The sequence below is a fragment of the Mesorhizobium sp. CA12 genome (genome assembly GCF_020165255.1).
Lineage (GTDB): Bacteria > Pseudomonadota > Alphaproteobacteria > Rhizobiales > Rhizobiaceae > Mesorhizobium.
On the sequence record NZ_JAIUHT010000025.1, the window covers coordinates 1 to 14,063 of the forward strand.

Sequence of the window (14,063 nt, forward strand, 5' to 3'; positions counted from 1 at the left end):
TGGGGGTCGACCAGCGCTACATAGGACAATGCATGCGCCAAGCTGCCATGCACGCTATCGCCAAAGGCCAGCCGCTTTGGCAGGGGCGAGGAACTTCACATCCCCGTCAGGTCGCTCATCAGGCCCGATGCCACCGACAGCCGCGACACGGTGATGTCGCCGCCTTCGGTCAGCGCCTGCAGCCGCTCGCGGATGCGCGCGACGCGGTCGCCGCCGGCTTCCAGCCAAGCCGCGACCGGATCCGCCGCCGTGCCGTGCGCGGTGAGCGCCGCCACCGCGATGCCGCGCCGCGCCACGCCGATCGTGTCGGCCGCGCGCGACAGCGCCAGCTGGTCGTAATAGTCCGGCGGCATGATCGAGCGCGCGGCTTCCTCGACGCGTGGGATGCGGAAGGCATCGCTGACGGCGAAGAAGGCCTTGGCCGCGCTGACGATGTCGGCATTGGCCGTGCGCGCGGTGAGCGCGACGTCGGGGATCAGCTCGGCCACTTCGGCCAGAGCGAGCTGCCCGGCGAGCTTTTCCGGCGTGCCGCTCTTGGACAGGCCGTGCCGCCGCTCCTCAACGCGCTCACGCGAGAAGGCCGGCAGCAGCGAGAGAAGCTTCGGCTCGAGCGCCTTGCGCGCCTCCTGCAATTCGGCGATGCGCTGGCCAAGCGGCGCGGAGCCGGCTTCGTGCTTCAGGTACCAGCCGCTGGTCACAAAGATAAGCCGGCTGATCGCTTGATAGAGATCGAGCTGGACCTGCCCGTCGATATGGTTGTCGAGCGCGTCGATCTCGCGATAGAGCGCGGGCAGCGCGAAGCCGTCGCGGACCATGGCGAAGATGCGCACCACATCGGCCGCCGTGCGGCCCGTGGCTTCCTGCAGCCGGTTGACGAAGGACGGTCCGCCGCGATTGACAAGGTCGTTGGCGAGTACGCGCGCGATGATCTCGCGCCGCAGCCGGTGTTCGCGGATCTCATCGGCGAATTTCCTCGCCATGCGTTCCGGGAAATAACCCATCAGATCGCGATCGAAATGCTGATCGTCCGGCACGTCGCTGGCGACGATATCGGAGAACAGCACGATCTTGGCATAGGCGAGCAGCACGCCGAGCTCGGCCCTGGTCAGCGGCTCGCCGCGCGCCTCGCGTTCGGCAAGCGCCGCCGGCGAAGGCAGCGTCTCGACCGCCCGGTCGAGCAGGCCGCGCGCTTCCAGCGCCGACATGAAGCGCGCCTGGTGCGCGATGTCGGCGAGCCCGCGCTTGCGCGCCAACGAAAGCGCCAGCGTCTGCTGATAGTTGTTGGCGAGCACCAGCGCGCCCACTTCGTCGGTCATCTCGGCGAGCAGCTTGTTGCGCGCCGGCCTCGCCAGCGAGCCTTTGCGCATCGCCGACGCCAGCGCGATCTTGATGTTGACCTCGACGTCGGAGCAGTTGACGCCGCCCGAATTGTCGATGGCGTCCGAGTTGCAGCGGCCGCCATTCATGCCGAACTCGATGCGCGCCCGTTGCGTGACGCCGAGATTGGCGCCCTCGCCGATGACTTTGGCCCGGACGTCGAGCGCCGTGACGCGGACGGCGTCGTTGGCGCGGTCGCCAACATCGGCGTTGCTTTCGCCTGAAGCCCGCACATAGGTGCCGATGCCGCCGAACCACAAAAGGTCGACCGGCGCTTTGAGGATGGCGTTCATGATCTCGACCGGTGTAGCCGTGGTCTTGGCGAGGCCGATAGCGGCGGCCGCCGCTTGCGGCAGCGTGATCGATTTCTGGTTGCGCGAGACGATGACGCCGCCTTCCGACAGCTTCGACTTGTCGTAGTCCTGCCAGGACGAGCGCGGCAGCGCGAACATGCGCTGGCGCTCGGCCATCGAGGCGGCCATGTCCGGATCGGGATCGATGAAGATGTCGCGATGGTCGAAGGCGGCGATCAGCCTGGTGGCCGGCGAGAGCAGCATGCCGTTGCCGAACACGTCGCCCGACATGTCGCCGACGCCGACGACGGTGAAGGGCGAGGTCTGGATGTCGCGGTTCATCTCGCGGAAATGCCGCTTCACCGCTTCCCAGGCGCCCTTGGCGGTGATGCCCATCTTCTTGTGGTCATAGCCGGCCGAGCCGCCGCTGGCGAAGGCGTCGTCCAGCCAGAAATGATGCTTCTCGGAAATCGCGTTGGCGGTGTCGGAGAAGGTCGCCGTGCCCTTGTCGGCGGCGACGACGAAATAGGGATCGTCCTGGTCGCGCCGTACCACACCGGCCGGCGGGATGACGCCGTCGACGCCGATATTGTCGGTGATCGAAAGCAGGCTGGAGACGAAGTTCTTGTAGGCCGAGGTGCCTGCTTCGAAGATGGCATCGCGCCCGGCGCTCATCGGCAGCTTCTTGGGATAGAAGCCGCCCTTGGCGCCGACCGGCACGATGACGGCGTTCTTGACCTGCTGCGCCTTGACCAACCCCAGCACCTCGGTGCGGTAATCCTGGGCGCGGTCCGACCAGCGCAGGCCGCCACGCGCCACCGGGCCGAAGCGCAGATGCACGCCTTCCACCTCGGAGCCGTAGACGAAGATCTCGCGCCATGGCCGCGGCGCCGGCAGTCCCTCGACAGCCTGCGAATCGAGCTTGATCGCCAGCGACTGCCCTTTCTGTTTCGTATCGGTTACGAAATGATTGGTGCGTAACGAGGCTTCGATGAGGTTGAGATAGCGGCGGATGATGGTGTCGTCGTCGATATTGGGCACCTCCTCCAGCGCGTCCTTGATCTTGGCCTTGAGGTGCTTGGCCGCCACCGCGCCGTCGCCTTCGGCCGCCGGACCGAGCCGGGCGACGAACAGCGCGTGCAGGCCGCGCGCGATCTCGGGATAACGATTGAGCGCGGCGGCGATGAAATCCTGACTCTGCGGAATGCCGGCCTGCTGCAGATAGCGGCCATAGGCGCGCAGGATAGCGATTTCGCCCGACCACAGGCCGGCGGTCTGGGCCAGGCCGTTATAGCTGTCATTGTCGACATCGCCGCGCCAGACCGACAGGAAGGCGTCTTCGAACAACGCGCCGCCATCGGAGATGTCTATACGCGCGCCATAGCTGTTCTCCAGCTCCATGTCGTGGATGAAGACTTTGCCGGAGCCGGTGTCGGCGACCTCGAAGGTGCGCTCGCTGATGACGCGGAAGCCGATATTTTCGAGCACCGGCACGCGCCGCGACAGCGCGACAGGGCTGCCGAAATGGTAGATCTTCAAAGCCGCCTGGTGCGGCTTCTGGTCGGCATGGCGGTAATAGTCGATGGCGATCGGATTGTCGGCCCCGATCTTCGCGATGCGGCCGGCATCGGCCAGCGCCACGGCGGCCGAGAAGCTATCGCGATAGCTTTCGGGGAAACGCGCTGCGATCGCCTTCAGCGCCGGATCGCTGCCGGCGGCTTCCGCGGCTTCGGCGAGCGCGTCCTCCCAAGTGCGCACGATGTCGCGGATCGCCGCCTCGATCGTCGACTGCTCGACCTTAGGCGTCTTGCCGCCGGAACGGCCTATGATGAAATGCACGCGCGCCAGCCCGCCTTCCGGGAAGGCCGGGTAATAGGCCGACAGCCGGCCCTCGAACACCGTCTTGAGATAGGTGCCGACCTTCTCGCGCACGACGCTGTCGTAGCGGTCGCGCGGCACGAAGACGATGATCGAGACGAAGCGGTCGAACTGGTCGACGCGCACCAGCGCCCGCACGCGCGGCCGCTCGATCAGCCCGAGTATGGCGCTGGCGTGCTTGCGCAAGATGGGAATGGGAACCTGGAACAGCTCGTCGCGCGGATAGCTTTCCAGGATGTTGATCAGCGCCTTGCCGGAATGATCGTGCGGATCGAAACCGGATTTCGAGATCACGGTCTCGGCCTTTGAGCGCAGATAGGGGATCTTCATCACCGAGCGCGTGTAGGCGGTCGAGGTGAACAGGCCGACGATGCGCAGCTCGCCCGCGAGCGCCCCCTTCGACGTGTAGGTCTTGATGCCGATGTAATCGAGATAGATGCGGCGATGCACCGACGACTTGGCATTGGCCTTGGTGACGATCAGCGGCTCCGGCCCGTGCAGGAAGGCGCGGATTTCCGGCGTCGTCGTCACCGCCTCGGTGCCGCGCCTCAACACCAGCACATCCGGATCCGACAGGATGCCCAGGCCGGGTTTGTCGGCGCGCTCCAGCGAGCCGCTTTCCTCGCCGCCGGTATATTTGAACTCGCGCATGCCGAGGAAGGTGAAATTGTCGTCGCGCAGCCATTCGAGGAAGGCAATCGCCTCGGCGACGCTCTTCTTGTCGAGCGGCACCGCCGAATAGCGGAATTCGGAAATCGCCTGGTCGAGGCGGGCGAGCATCCGCTTCCAGTCGACGACGGCCGCCCGGACCTGCGAAAGCACCTTGTGCAGCCGCCCGGTGAGGCTCTTGGCCTGCTCGGCGGTCAGCCGCGGGATATGCACATGGACGACGCTCAGCCGGTCGTCATCCTCCTTGCCGCCGTCGCCAAGCACCTCGACCACACCGGTCTTGCCGTGGCGGACGGTGACGATCGGATGGGTGACCAAGGTCGGCTCACCGCTTGTCTCGGTGATTTCGCCGAGGATGGAATCGAACAGGAACGGCATGTTGTCGTTGACGACGGTGATGACCGTAACCGGCCGGCCGTCGCAGGCAACGCCCGAATCGGCTTCGACGGCAACGACGCTTTCGCCCTTCCTGTGGCTGGCGACTGCTTGGGCGGCGAGCTCGCCGGCGCGCTCGAGGTCGGCCACGTCATAGGCTGCGATGTCCTCGGCGGGCGCCCGCGCCAGCAGATAGTCGGCAAGCCTTGCGGGTTTCTCCTCCGCTTTCGCGGCGGCGGCTTTCCTCTTCGGCTTGGATTTCACGCTGGCCATGACGCTTAGTCCCTCCCGTTATATGCTTTTGCGACTATGGTAGCCAGATGACCGCCGTTTGGCGACAAAGGTTTGACGGCGCTTAAAAAAATTCCAACTGACGCCATCGCCCCGCGAGGAGAACAACCATGACCGGCAAAGTAACCGCGCTCGACCTTGTCCATGCGGAGCTCGGCGAGACGATGAAAGCCTATTTCGCCAAATGCCGGGAGAAGCTCGGCCTCGTGCCCAACGTGCTTCTCGCCTACGCCTTCGACGAGAAGAAGCTGCGCGCCTTCACTGACATGTATAACGACCTGATGCTGGGCGAGTCCGACTTGTCGAAGCTGGAGCGCGAGATGATCGCCGTGGTCGTCTCCTCGATCAACCACTGCTTCTATTGCCTGACCGCGCATGGCGCGGCGGTGCGCCAGCTGTCGGGCGAACCGGCCTTCGGAGAGATGATGGTGATGAATTTTCGCGCCGCCGATCTGTCGGACCGGCAGCGCGCCATGCTCGAATTCGCTGTGAAGCTGACCGAGGAGCCGGCTAAAATCGTCGAGGCCGATCGCGCCGCCTTGCGCCAGGCCGGCTTCACCGACCACGACATCTGGGACATCGCCTCGACCGCCGCCTTCTTCAACATGTCGAACCGGGTGGCAGCAGCAGTCGACATGCGGCCCAACCCCGAATACCACGCCATGGCAAGGTGAGCTCGTTACAGTAGACTCAACTTAACATCGATTGCCTGTTTTTCGTTTTGGTCCGATGATCAGGATTGCGGCAAGGCCGCATATCGGATTGCAGCATCACTGCATATCGCAAGCGGCGTGGCCGCATGCCGGTTCGACGCCGCCGACAAGGGAGGAGAACATGGCGAAATTTCTCTATGTCTATCACGGTTCCGGCAAGATGCCGACCGACGACGCCGAACGCAAAGCGGCTATGGATGCCTGGACGGGCTGGTACGACAAGCTCGGCTCGGCCGTGGTCGACGGCGGCAATCCGGTTGGCATGTCGAAGACGGTGCTGCCCGGCGGCAAGATCGAGAACAATGGCGGCAGCAATCCGACCGCCGGCTACACCATCGTCGAAGCCAAGGATATCGACGATGCCGTCGCCAAAGCCAAGGACTGCCCGATCCTGATGGACCCGGCTTTTACCGTCGAGATCGCGCCGATCATTGAAATGATGTGAGGCCGGCGCTCTATCGCGCGGCGATAGCGGCGGCGGCGCCCGCCATCGTCGTAGCGCTGACGCGGTTGGCGATCTTCATGGCGCGCTTGCTCTTCAGCAGCCGGCGCGCCTGGGAGGCGGCCAACACCCAGGCGAGATCGATGACGATCAACACGAGCGCCATGGTCAGCGTCAGCTCGACCCAGCCGACAACGCTGACCGAGGCAAGATCGATGATGGTCGGCAGCAGCGCCAGATAGAACATCATGATCTTGGGATTGCCGAGCGTCACCGCCATGCCGGCAAGGAAAAGTTTCAGGGGCGAGTCCTCGCGCGGCATCTCGCCCTCCTTCGCCTCGACCGGCGCCGTCCACATCTTGAACGCGAGATAAGCAAGGTAGGCGACACCCACCCATTTCACGACGACGAAGGCGTAATGGAAGGTCTGCGCCACGACGGCGAGCCCGAACACCGCCAGCGAAAGCCAGATGGCCTCGCCGATCCACATCGCCAGCAGGAAGGGAAAGACGTCGCGGAACCCTTTCGAGATCACCCGCGCCACCAAGGCCGCGATCGACGGGCCGGGCGAGCCGGCGGCAACGAAGAGCGCGGCGGCGAAGATCAGCAACGAGGCGAGATGCATGGGGTCGCTCCCTATAAGAGATAAAGAACGATAGCCGATCGTACTAGATTTGGCACGCCCAACAAGGCGCGAACGTTGATCAAGGCGACAACAACTGCCAGCGCCGGCGCCGCCCATCATCTGGCTGCCGCCATCTTCTCCCCGTTGAACGGGGCGAAGGGACATGGCGCCGACGATTCGCCAATCACCAGCGTTGCAGAAAGAGCGCCGGAGTCCGCGCGAGATTCCCTTCTCCCCGTTCACGGGGAGAAGGTGCCGGCAGGCGGATAAGGGGCAGCGCCGACGCCTAAATTGAAACGAAGCAGTCGCCTGCCGCGGAAACAAAAGAGGGAGCACCCGCTCTCTCTTTCGAACTTTCCGTGGAACCTTACGCCGCGCCCATCACCTTGGCGGCCTTCTCGAAACGCTTGCGCTCGTTCGGGTCGAGATGGAGCTTGCGCAGGCGGATGGTCTTCGGCGTCACCTCGACTAGCTCGTCGTCCTGGATCCAGGCCAGCGCGCGCTCCAAGGTCATGCGGATCGGCGGCGTCAGCTTCACCGCTTCGTCCTTGCCGGCGGCGCGGATGTTGGTGAGCTTCTTGCCTTTGAGCACGTTCACTTCGAGGTCGTTGTCGCGCGAATGGACGCCGATGATCATGCCCTGGTAGACCTTGACGCCCGGATCGATGATCATCGGGCCGCGGTCTTCCAGGTTCCACATCGCATAGGCGACCGATTCGCCCTGCTCGTTGGAGATCAGCACGCCATTGGTGCGGCCGGGCAGCTCGCCCTTATACGGCTCATAGGCAAAGAACAGCCGGTTCATCACGGCGGTGCCGCGCGTGTCGGTCAACAATTCGGACTGATAGCCGATCAGGCCGCGCGTCGGCGCGTGGAAGACCAGGCGCTGGCGGTTGCCGCCGGACGGACGCAGCTCGACCATCTCGGCCTTGCGTTCCGACATCTTCTGCACGACGACGCCGGCATGCTCCTCGTCGACGTCGATGACGACTTCCTCGACCGGCTCCAGCAGCTGGCCGTCGTCGCCCTTCTGCATGACGACGCGCGGACGCGACACGGCAAGCTCGAAACCTTCGCGGCGCATCGTCTCAATCAGCACGGCGAGCTGCAATTCGCCGCGGCCGGACACGAAGAAGGAATCCTTCTCGGCCGATTCCTCGATCTTGAGCGCGACATTGCCCTCGGCCTCGCGCAGCAGCCGGTCGCGGATGACGCGGCTGGTCACCTTGTCGCCCTCGGTGCCGGCAAGCGGCGAGTCGTTGACGAGGAAGGACATGGTCACGGTCGGCGGGTCGATCGGCTGCGCATGCAGCGGCTCGCTCACCGCCGGATCGCAGAAGGTGTCGGCGACGGTGCCTTTCGACAGGCCGGCGATGGCCACGATGTCGCCCGCCTGGGCCTCGTCGATCGGCTGGCGCTCGAGGCCGCGGAAGGCGAGGATCTTCGAAATGCGGCCGGTCTCGATCTGCGTGCCGTCATGGTGCAGCACCTTGACCGCCTGGTTGGCCTTCAGCGTGCCGGACTCGATGCGGCCCGTGATGATGCGGCCAAGGAACGGATTGGCCTCGAGGATGGTGCCGATCATGCGGAACGGGCCGGGATGCACCGTAGGTGCGGGCACATGCTTGACGACCAGGTCGAACAGCGGTGCGAGACCCTGGTCTTTCGGGCCTTCCGGATTTTCCGAAACCCAGCCGTCGCGGCCCGAACCATAGAGGATCGGGAAATCGAGCTGCTCGTCGGTGGCGTCGAGCGCGGCGAACAGGTCGAACACCTCGTTGACCACTTCGATATGGCGGGCATCCGGACGGTCGATCTTGTTGATGACGACGATGGGGCGCAAGCCGACCTTGAGCGCCTTGCCGACAACGAATTTGGTCTGTGGCATCGGCCCTTCGGCGGCGTCGACGAGCACGATCGCCGAATCCACCATCGACAGGATGCGCTCGACCTCGCCGCCGAAATCGGCGTGTCCGGGCGTGTCGACGATGTTGATGCGGGTGCCATGCCAGTCAACCGAGGTCGCCTTGGCCAGGATGGTGATGCCGCGTTCCTTTTCGAGGTCGTTGGAATCCATGGCGCGCTCGGCGACGCGCTGGTTGTCGCGGAAGGCGCCGGACTGTTTCAGGAGTTGGTCGACGAGGGTGGTCTTGCCATGGTCGACATGCGCGATGATCGCGATATTGCGGAGGTTCATTGTCTGGTCTCGGGAGCGTTGCAGGCAGCAGGCCCAGAGGCGCCGCCTTTTTCGGTTGCGCGGCTCATACAAGGTTTTTCGCAATTGCGAAAGGGGAGGCCCGACCCCAAATACATGGTCACTGATTCTTAAACGTCTTGGTGTGAAATGATTCCGTTAACCAAGGCGGAACCTTTGAGGGGCCGGACAGTTCGATGTTCATGACCGATCCTATGTCCAGATTGCGTCCGGTTTTTGCGTGGGCGGCGCTTGGAATGCTCGTCGCTGCCGGTGCCGCGCAGTCGGCGGCGACGCTTCGGCAAGCCGACCCGATCGTACCGCCCGACGCCAGGACCGCGCAGCAGATGTTCGCCGACGCCCCCGACGGCGTCGACCCGATCGTCACCGGCCCGGTCAGCGCCGCCTTCAAGCAGCGCCAGAAGGATGCCAACTGCGACACCGCGGTCTGGCCCAACGTTCCCCGGGCTTGCTATCCGGATTGATTTCGCCTTTGCCATAACGCGGCTAACGTCGCGATCCTTCGCGCCCCCCTCTGGCCTGCCGGCCATCTCCCCCACAAGGGGGAGATTAGCAGCTTCGGCGCCTCGCTCATTCCTGCAACGTTGGAGATTGGCGAAGGTCGAGGTGACGGCCAATCTCCCCCCTTGTGGGGGAGATGCCCGGTAGGGCAGAGGGGGGCGCTGTCCCGCCAACCTTACCAATTTTCTCCAGGACCTTACGCGGACCGCACCGGATCGAGCGTAACCTTGTAAAGCTCATTGTCGTCGCGATCCATCAGCCGTACGGTGAGCTGTTCCGTTGCGCCGGAAATGTCGACCAGACCGAAGAACTGCAGCCCGGCCGACGGCGGCAGGTTCTGGCCCTGTTCGGCGGTTGGCGCCTTGATGAACTTCAACTCCGGCCCGAAGGTCATGTCGAGATCGTTGGGGCCGAAGGTGCCGGCGTGGATCGGGCCGGAGACGAATTCCCAGAACGGATTGAAATCCTGGAACTGCGCCTTGTCGGGATTGTAGTAATGCGCCGCGGTGTAGTGGACGTCGGCGGTCAGCCACACCGTGTTGGTGATGCCGGCATTCTTGATGAAGCGCAGCACGTCGGCGAATTCGAGCTCGCGGCCTTTCGGCGCGCCATTGTCGCCGTTGGCGACCGCCTCGGCCCCGGCCTTCTTCGCCGCGTCGTTCCAGACGACCAGGCCAAGCGGCATGTCGGCGGCGATGACCTTCCACGTTGCCTTGGAATTCGCCAGCTCGCGCTTCAGCCACTTGGACTGCTCCTCGCCGATCATGCGCGACTTCGGCGTCAGCGTCTCTTCCATGTCGGGGCCGTTCGGGCCGCGATAGGAACGCATGTCGAGGAAGAACACGTCGAGCAACGGCCCATGCGAGACCTTGCGGTAGACGCGGCCCGGCTCCGACGGCTCGTAGCGGATGGTCGTCATTTCATGGAAGGCGCGAGCCGCCCTGGCCGCCAGCACATGGATCGACTTTTCCTTGTAGCGGTCGTCGGCGGTCAGGTCCTTCGAATCCGACCAATTGTTGAGCACCTCGTGGTCGTCCCACTGGTAGAAGGTCGGGCAGATGGCCGACAGGCCAAGCACATGCTTGTCCATCATGTTGTATTTCCACTGGTCGCGGTACTCGTCCAGCGTCTCGGCCACTTTGCGCTTGCCGTCGATCATGACGACGTTCTTCCACTTGCCGCCGCCGGGCAGGTCGACTTCGTCCTTCAGGGCGCCGTCGGCATAGATGGTGTCGCCGGAATGCAGGAAGAAGTCCGGCGTGTGCTTAGCGATGGTCGAATAGGTCTTCATGCCGGTCTCGTCGATGCCCCAGCCCTGGCCGGCGGTGTCGCCCGACCAGGCGAAGCGCACGTCGCGCTTGGACGACGGCGCGGTACGGAAACGGCCGACGATCGGCTCGGACACGGCATTGATGTCGGAAAGATCGGCAGCCACCATGCGGTAGAAGATGTCCTGGTCCGAGGCGAGATCGGTGAGCAGCCGCTTCACCGTGTAATCGCTGGCCGGCGAGGTATCGAGCGCCGCCAGCCGCGTCGCATTGGCGAAGCTTTCGGTCGTCGACACTTCATACATCACACGGGCCGGACGATCGGTGCGGGTCCAGACCATGCCCGAGGTGGCGTCGACATCGCCGGACTGGACGCCATGCGTGAAGGCCGGACGCTGGCTGGCGCGGGAATAATAGGGCAGCGCCAGACCGGAGGCGCCGACAAGGCCGAAGGCGCTGGCCGAAGTGACGAAAGCGCGGCGGGTGAGCGAAAGCTTGTTCATGGCTGTCTCCGGGATGGCATTGAGCGGGACCGCCAAGCTCTCGCTTCAATGTTTCAGGCGCATATCGGAACCATGAAGTTTTGATAACAGTCGACATCTTCCTTCTCCCCTTGTGGGAGAAGGTGGATCGGCGCGATAGCGCCGAGACGGATGAGGGGTGTTCCAGCGGAGTGAGGCGTCGGTGTTCCCTGGAGCACCCCTCATCCGGCCGCTTCGCGGCCACCTTCTCCCACAAGAAGGGGAGAAGGGAAAGTCGCGCCTAAGCCGCCTGCGGCTCCGGCCCGAAGGCCGGCCTGCTCGTGTTGATCAAGAGCGAGATACAAGCCGCCGCGATGCCGGTCATCCCCGCAATCAGGAAGGCCAGCTCGTAATTGCCCTGCAGCTCGCGCATCGTGCCGCCGAAGGCGGCGGCGGCCGCGGCGCCCACCTGGTGGCCGGCGACGATCCAGCCGAACACGATCGGTCCGCTGCGATCGCCGAACGCCTCGTTGGCAAGCCTCAGCGTCGGCGGCACGGTGGCGATCCAGTCGAGCCCGTAAAGCACGGCGAAGATGACCAGGCTGGTCGCCGAGAAGCCGGAATAGGGCAGGTAGATCAGCGACAGACCGCGCACCGCGTAATAGACGCCGAGCAGCTTGCGGGGATCGAAACGGTCGGTGAGCCAGCCGGAGAGCGTGGTGCCGATCAGGTCGAAAATGCCCATCATCGACAACAGCCCGGCTGCCTGCACCTCGCCGATGCCCATATCGCCGCAGAAGGCGATGAGATGCGTGCCGACGAGGCCATTGGTGGTGAAGCCGCAGACGAAGAAGGTGGCGAACAGGTACCAGAACACCCGCGTGCCCGCCGCGCGGCGCAGCGTGTTCAGCGTGTGCGCCAGGAAATTGCCCTGCGATGCCGGCGACACCGGCGGCACGTCGTCGGCATCGGCGCCATAACGAACCTGGCCGATCGAAGCGGGGCGCTCGGGCACCAGCAGCAAGACGAAGGGTATCAGCGCGGCGGTGGCCAGCGCCACGGCAATCGCCACCGGCTTCCAGCCGCCGTTCTGCGCCAGCGAGGCGATGAGCGGCAGGAACACCAACATGCCGGTGGCGCTGGAGGCCGACATCAGCCCCATCATCAAGCCGCGATTGGTCTTGAACCAGCGGTTGACGATGGTGGCGCCGAGCACGCTCGCCACCGCGCCCGAACCGATGCCGGAAAACACGCCCCAGGTGATGAAGAGATGCCATGGCTCAGTCATGAACAGGCTGATCGCGGTCGATCCCGACATCACCAGCAGGGAGCCGAGCAGCGTGCGGCGCAACCCGATGCGCTCCATCAGCGCGGCGGCGAACGGTCCGGTCAAGCCGTAGAGCAGGATGCCGACGCTGGCGGCCCAGGACGTTACGTCGCGATGCCAGCCGAAGCTTTCCTCCAGCGGCACCATTATCACCGAGGGCGCCGAACGGAGCCCGGCCGCGATCAGCAGGCACAGGAAAATGACGGCAACGACGACGAATGCGTAGCGCTGGCCAAACGGACGGGACTGGATTATCATGTTACTGACCGGTACGTTGCAATGGAGTGAAGCCATACATACGTACCGGTCAGTAACATTGTCAAGCGAGTTGTTTGAATGCCATCCGGCAATAAAATTGAAGCGTCGATCAGCGAGCCCCCTGCTCCGAGGGCGGCGGATAAGATCCTGGACGTGGCGCGCGACCTCTTTTACCGCGAGGGCATAAGGGCGATCGGCGTCGACGAGATCGTCAGGCGCGCCGGCGTCACAAAGCCGAGCCTGTACCGCAGCTTCCCATCCAAGGATGAGCTTGCCGCCTCCTATCTGCGTAAATACGACCTCGAATTCTGGGAACGCTTCGACGAAGCCGTCGACGCGCATCCGGGCGATCCGCGCGCCCAGATCATCGCCTTCCTGGCCCGCGTCGGCAAACGCACGCAAAAGCCGGACTATCGCGGCTGCGGCATGACCAACGCTGCGGTGGAATATCCCGAGCGCGGCCATCCCGCGCGGGTGGTGAGCGAGAATAACAAGGTCGAATTGCGCCGCCGCCTGCGCGCTATGGCCGCCGCAATGGGCGCCGCCGATCCCGACACGCTGGGCGACGGACTGCTGCTGCTCATCGAGGGCGCTTATATCAGCGGCCAGCTGTTTGGCGTTGGCGGACCGGCGGCGGCGGTTGCCCGCAACGCCGATCTCTTGATCGAAGCCAGCTTGAAGAAATAGCGATTGACGTTACGCTCGGGCAGCTCGAACGGAGTTGTCAGCGATGCGCGCTCTTCTGGTCCCGCTTGCCCTCGCCGGTTTCTGCCAGGCGGCCCAGGCCGGCGACATCTCCAGCGCCTATACCGAGCTCGACTCGAAGAAGGACTGCGTGACCTATGCGCAGGCCGCGGAAGGCGACGGCGACTGGGCGAGCCTCGCCTGCTCCGGCTACCGCGGCTATCCGGTGCTGATCGGCTATGACGACGCGCGCGAATCCGTCTATTACGGCTTTCCGTCCGACGACATGACTGCGGTCTGGGAGAGTTTTACCGCGTTCAACGGCTCCGGACCGAAAGTCGAATGGCGCATCGAGACCAATGGCGACGTCGTCATCCCCTTCGCCGCCATCCACCGCCGCTCCGTCAGCAACCCTGAGGACGAAAAGAAATCGACCGATGTGCTGGTCGTCGCCAAGGTGGCGCAACCGGAAGAGCATCAAGGCTGCACGATCGGCCTGGTATTAGCCACTGGCAATCCGCAGGCCAACGACCAGGCGCGCAAGCTCGCCGACGAAAAGGCAAAGACCTTCGCCTGCGGCAAGGACAAGCGCGAGGTGATCGGCGACGTGCCGCCCTTCGGCCGCGTGGACAACTAACCGGGCCTCGCCAACAATTGGGCCAGGGCCGGATCGGGTTCCCATTCGG

Annotated in this window: 10 protein-coding genes; 5 read left to right on the plus strand and 5 right to left on the minus strand. The window is 64.4% G+C overall.

Going from position 1 to position 14,063, the window contains the following annotated elements; translation table 11 throughout:
• Nucleotides 1-95: 95 nt before the first annotated feature.
• Nucleotides 96-4,865 (minus strand): NAD-glutamate dehydrogenase, encoded by a 4,770-nt coding sequence (locus LB520_RS27535; protein WP_224640024.1) that lies wholly within the window; start codon nucleotides 4,863-4,865, stop codon nucleotides 96-98.
• A gap of 128 nt (nucleotides 4,866-4,993) precedes the next feature.
• On the opposite strand from LB520_RS27535, the gene LB520_RS27540 reads away from it, so the two are divergent.
• Entirely contained in the window at nucleotides 4,994-5,557 is a 564-nt protein-coding gene (locus tag LB520_RS27540) for a peroxidase-related enzyme (RefSeq protein WP_224640025.1), read from the plus strand.
• A 160-nt stretch (nucleotides 5,558-5,717) separates the two neighbouring features.
• Nucleotides 5,718-6,041, plus strand: coding sequence for a YciI family protein (locus LB520_RS27545; RefSeq protein WP_095769764.1), 324 nt, complete (start codon nucleotides 5,718-5,720; stop codon nucleotides 6,039-6,041).
• A gap of 10 nt (nucleotides 6,042-6,051) precedes the next feature.
• Here LB520_RS27545 and LB520_RS27550 read toward each other — a convergent pair whose 3' ends face one another.
• Entirely contained in the window at nucleotides 6,052-6,663 is a 612-nt protein-coding gene (locus LB520_RS27550) for a LysE family translocator (RefSeq protein WP_224602044.1), read from the minus strand.
• A gap of 367 nt (nucleotides 6,664-7,030) precedes the next feature.
• Nucleotides 7,031-8,860 carry a translational GTPase TypA gene (typA, locus tag LB520_RS27555; RefSeq protein WP_224640026.1) on the minus strand — a complete coding sequence of 610 codons (1,830 nt, stop codon included), beginning with the start codon at nucleotides 8,858-8,860 and terminating at the stop codon, nucleotides 7,031-7,033.
• 194 nt (nucleotides 8,861-9,054) lie between these two features.
• On the opposite strand from typA, the gene LB520_RS27560 reads away from it, so the two are divergent.
• Nucleotides 9,055-9,342 (plus strand): hypothetical protein, encoded by a 288-nt coding sequence (locus tag LB520_RS27560; protein WP_224640027.1) that lies wholly within the window; start codon nucleotides 9,055-9,057, stop codon nucleotides 9,340-9,342.
• A gap of 233 nt (nucleotides 9,343-9,575) precedes the next feature.
• Here the strand turns inward: LB520_RS27560 and LB520_RS27565 are convergent, their stop codons facing one another.
• Nucleotides 9,576-11,150: an alkaline phosphatase D family protein gene (locus LB520_RS27565; RefSeq protein ID WP_224640028.1), complete on the minus strand. Its 1,575-nt coding sequence runs from the start codon at nucleotides 11,148-11,150 to the stop codon at nucleotides 9,576-9,578.
• Between the two features lie 259 nt (nucleotides 11,151-11,409).
• The gene (locus LB520_RS27570; protein ID WP_224640029.1) at nucleotides 11,410-12,693 is read right to left on the minus strand and encodes an MFS transporter; all 1,284 of its coding nucleotides are present in this window, start codon (nucleotides 12,691-12,693) and stop codon (nucleotides 11,410-11,412) included.
• Nucleotides 12,694-12,771: 78 nt separating this feature from the next.
• Between LB520_RS27570 and LB520_RS27575 the strand changes: the two genes are divergently transcribed.
• Both LB520_RS27575 and LB520_RS27580 read left to right on the plus strand, forming a co-directional pair.
• Complete coding sequence (locus tag LB520_RS27575; protein ID WP_224640030.1) at nucleotides 12,772-13,380, plus strand: TetR/AcrR family transcriptional regulator; 609 nt, start codon at nucleotides 12,772-12,774, stop codon at nucleotides 13,378-13,380.
• A gap of 43 nt (nucleotides 13,381-13,423) precedes the next feature.
• The gene (locus tag LB520_RS27580; protein WP_224640031.1) at nucleotides 13,424-14,014 is read left to right on the plus strand and encodes a hypothetical protein; all 591 of its coding nucleotides are present in this window, start codon (nucleotides 13,424-13,426) and stop codon (nucleotides 14,012-14,014) included.
• Nucleotides 14,015-14,063 lie beyond the last annotated feature (49 nt).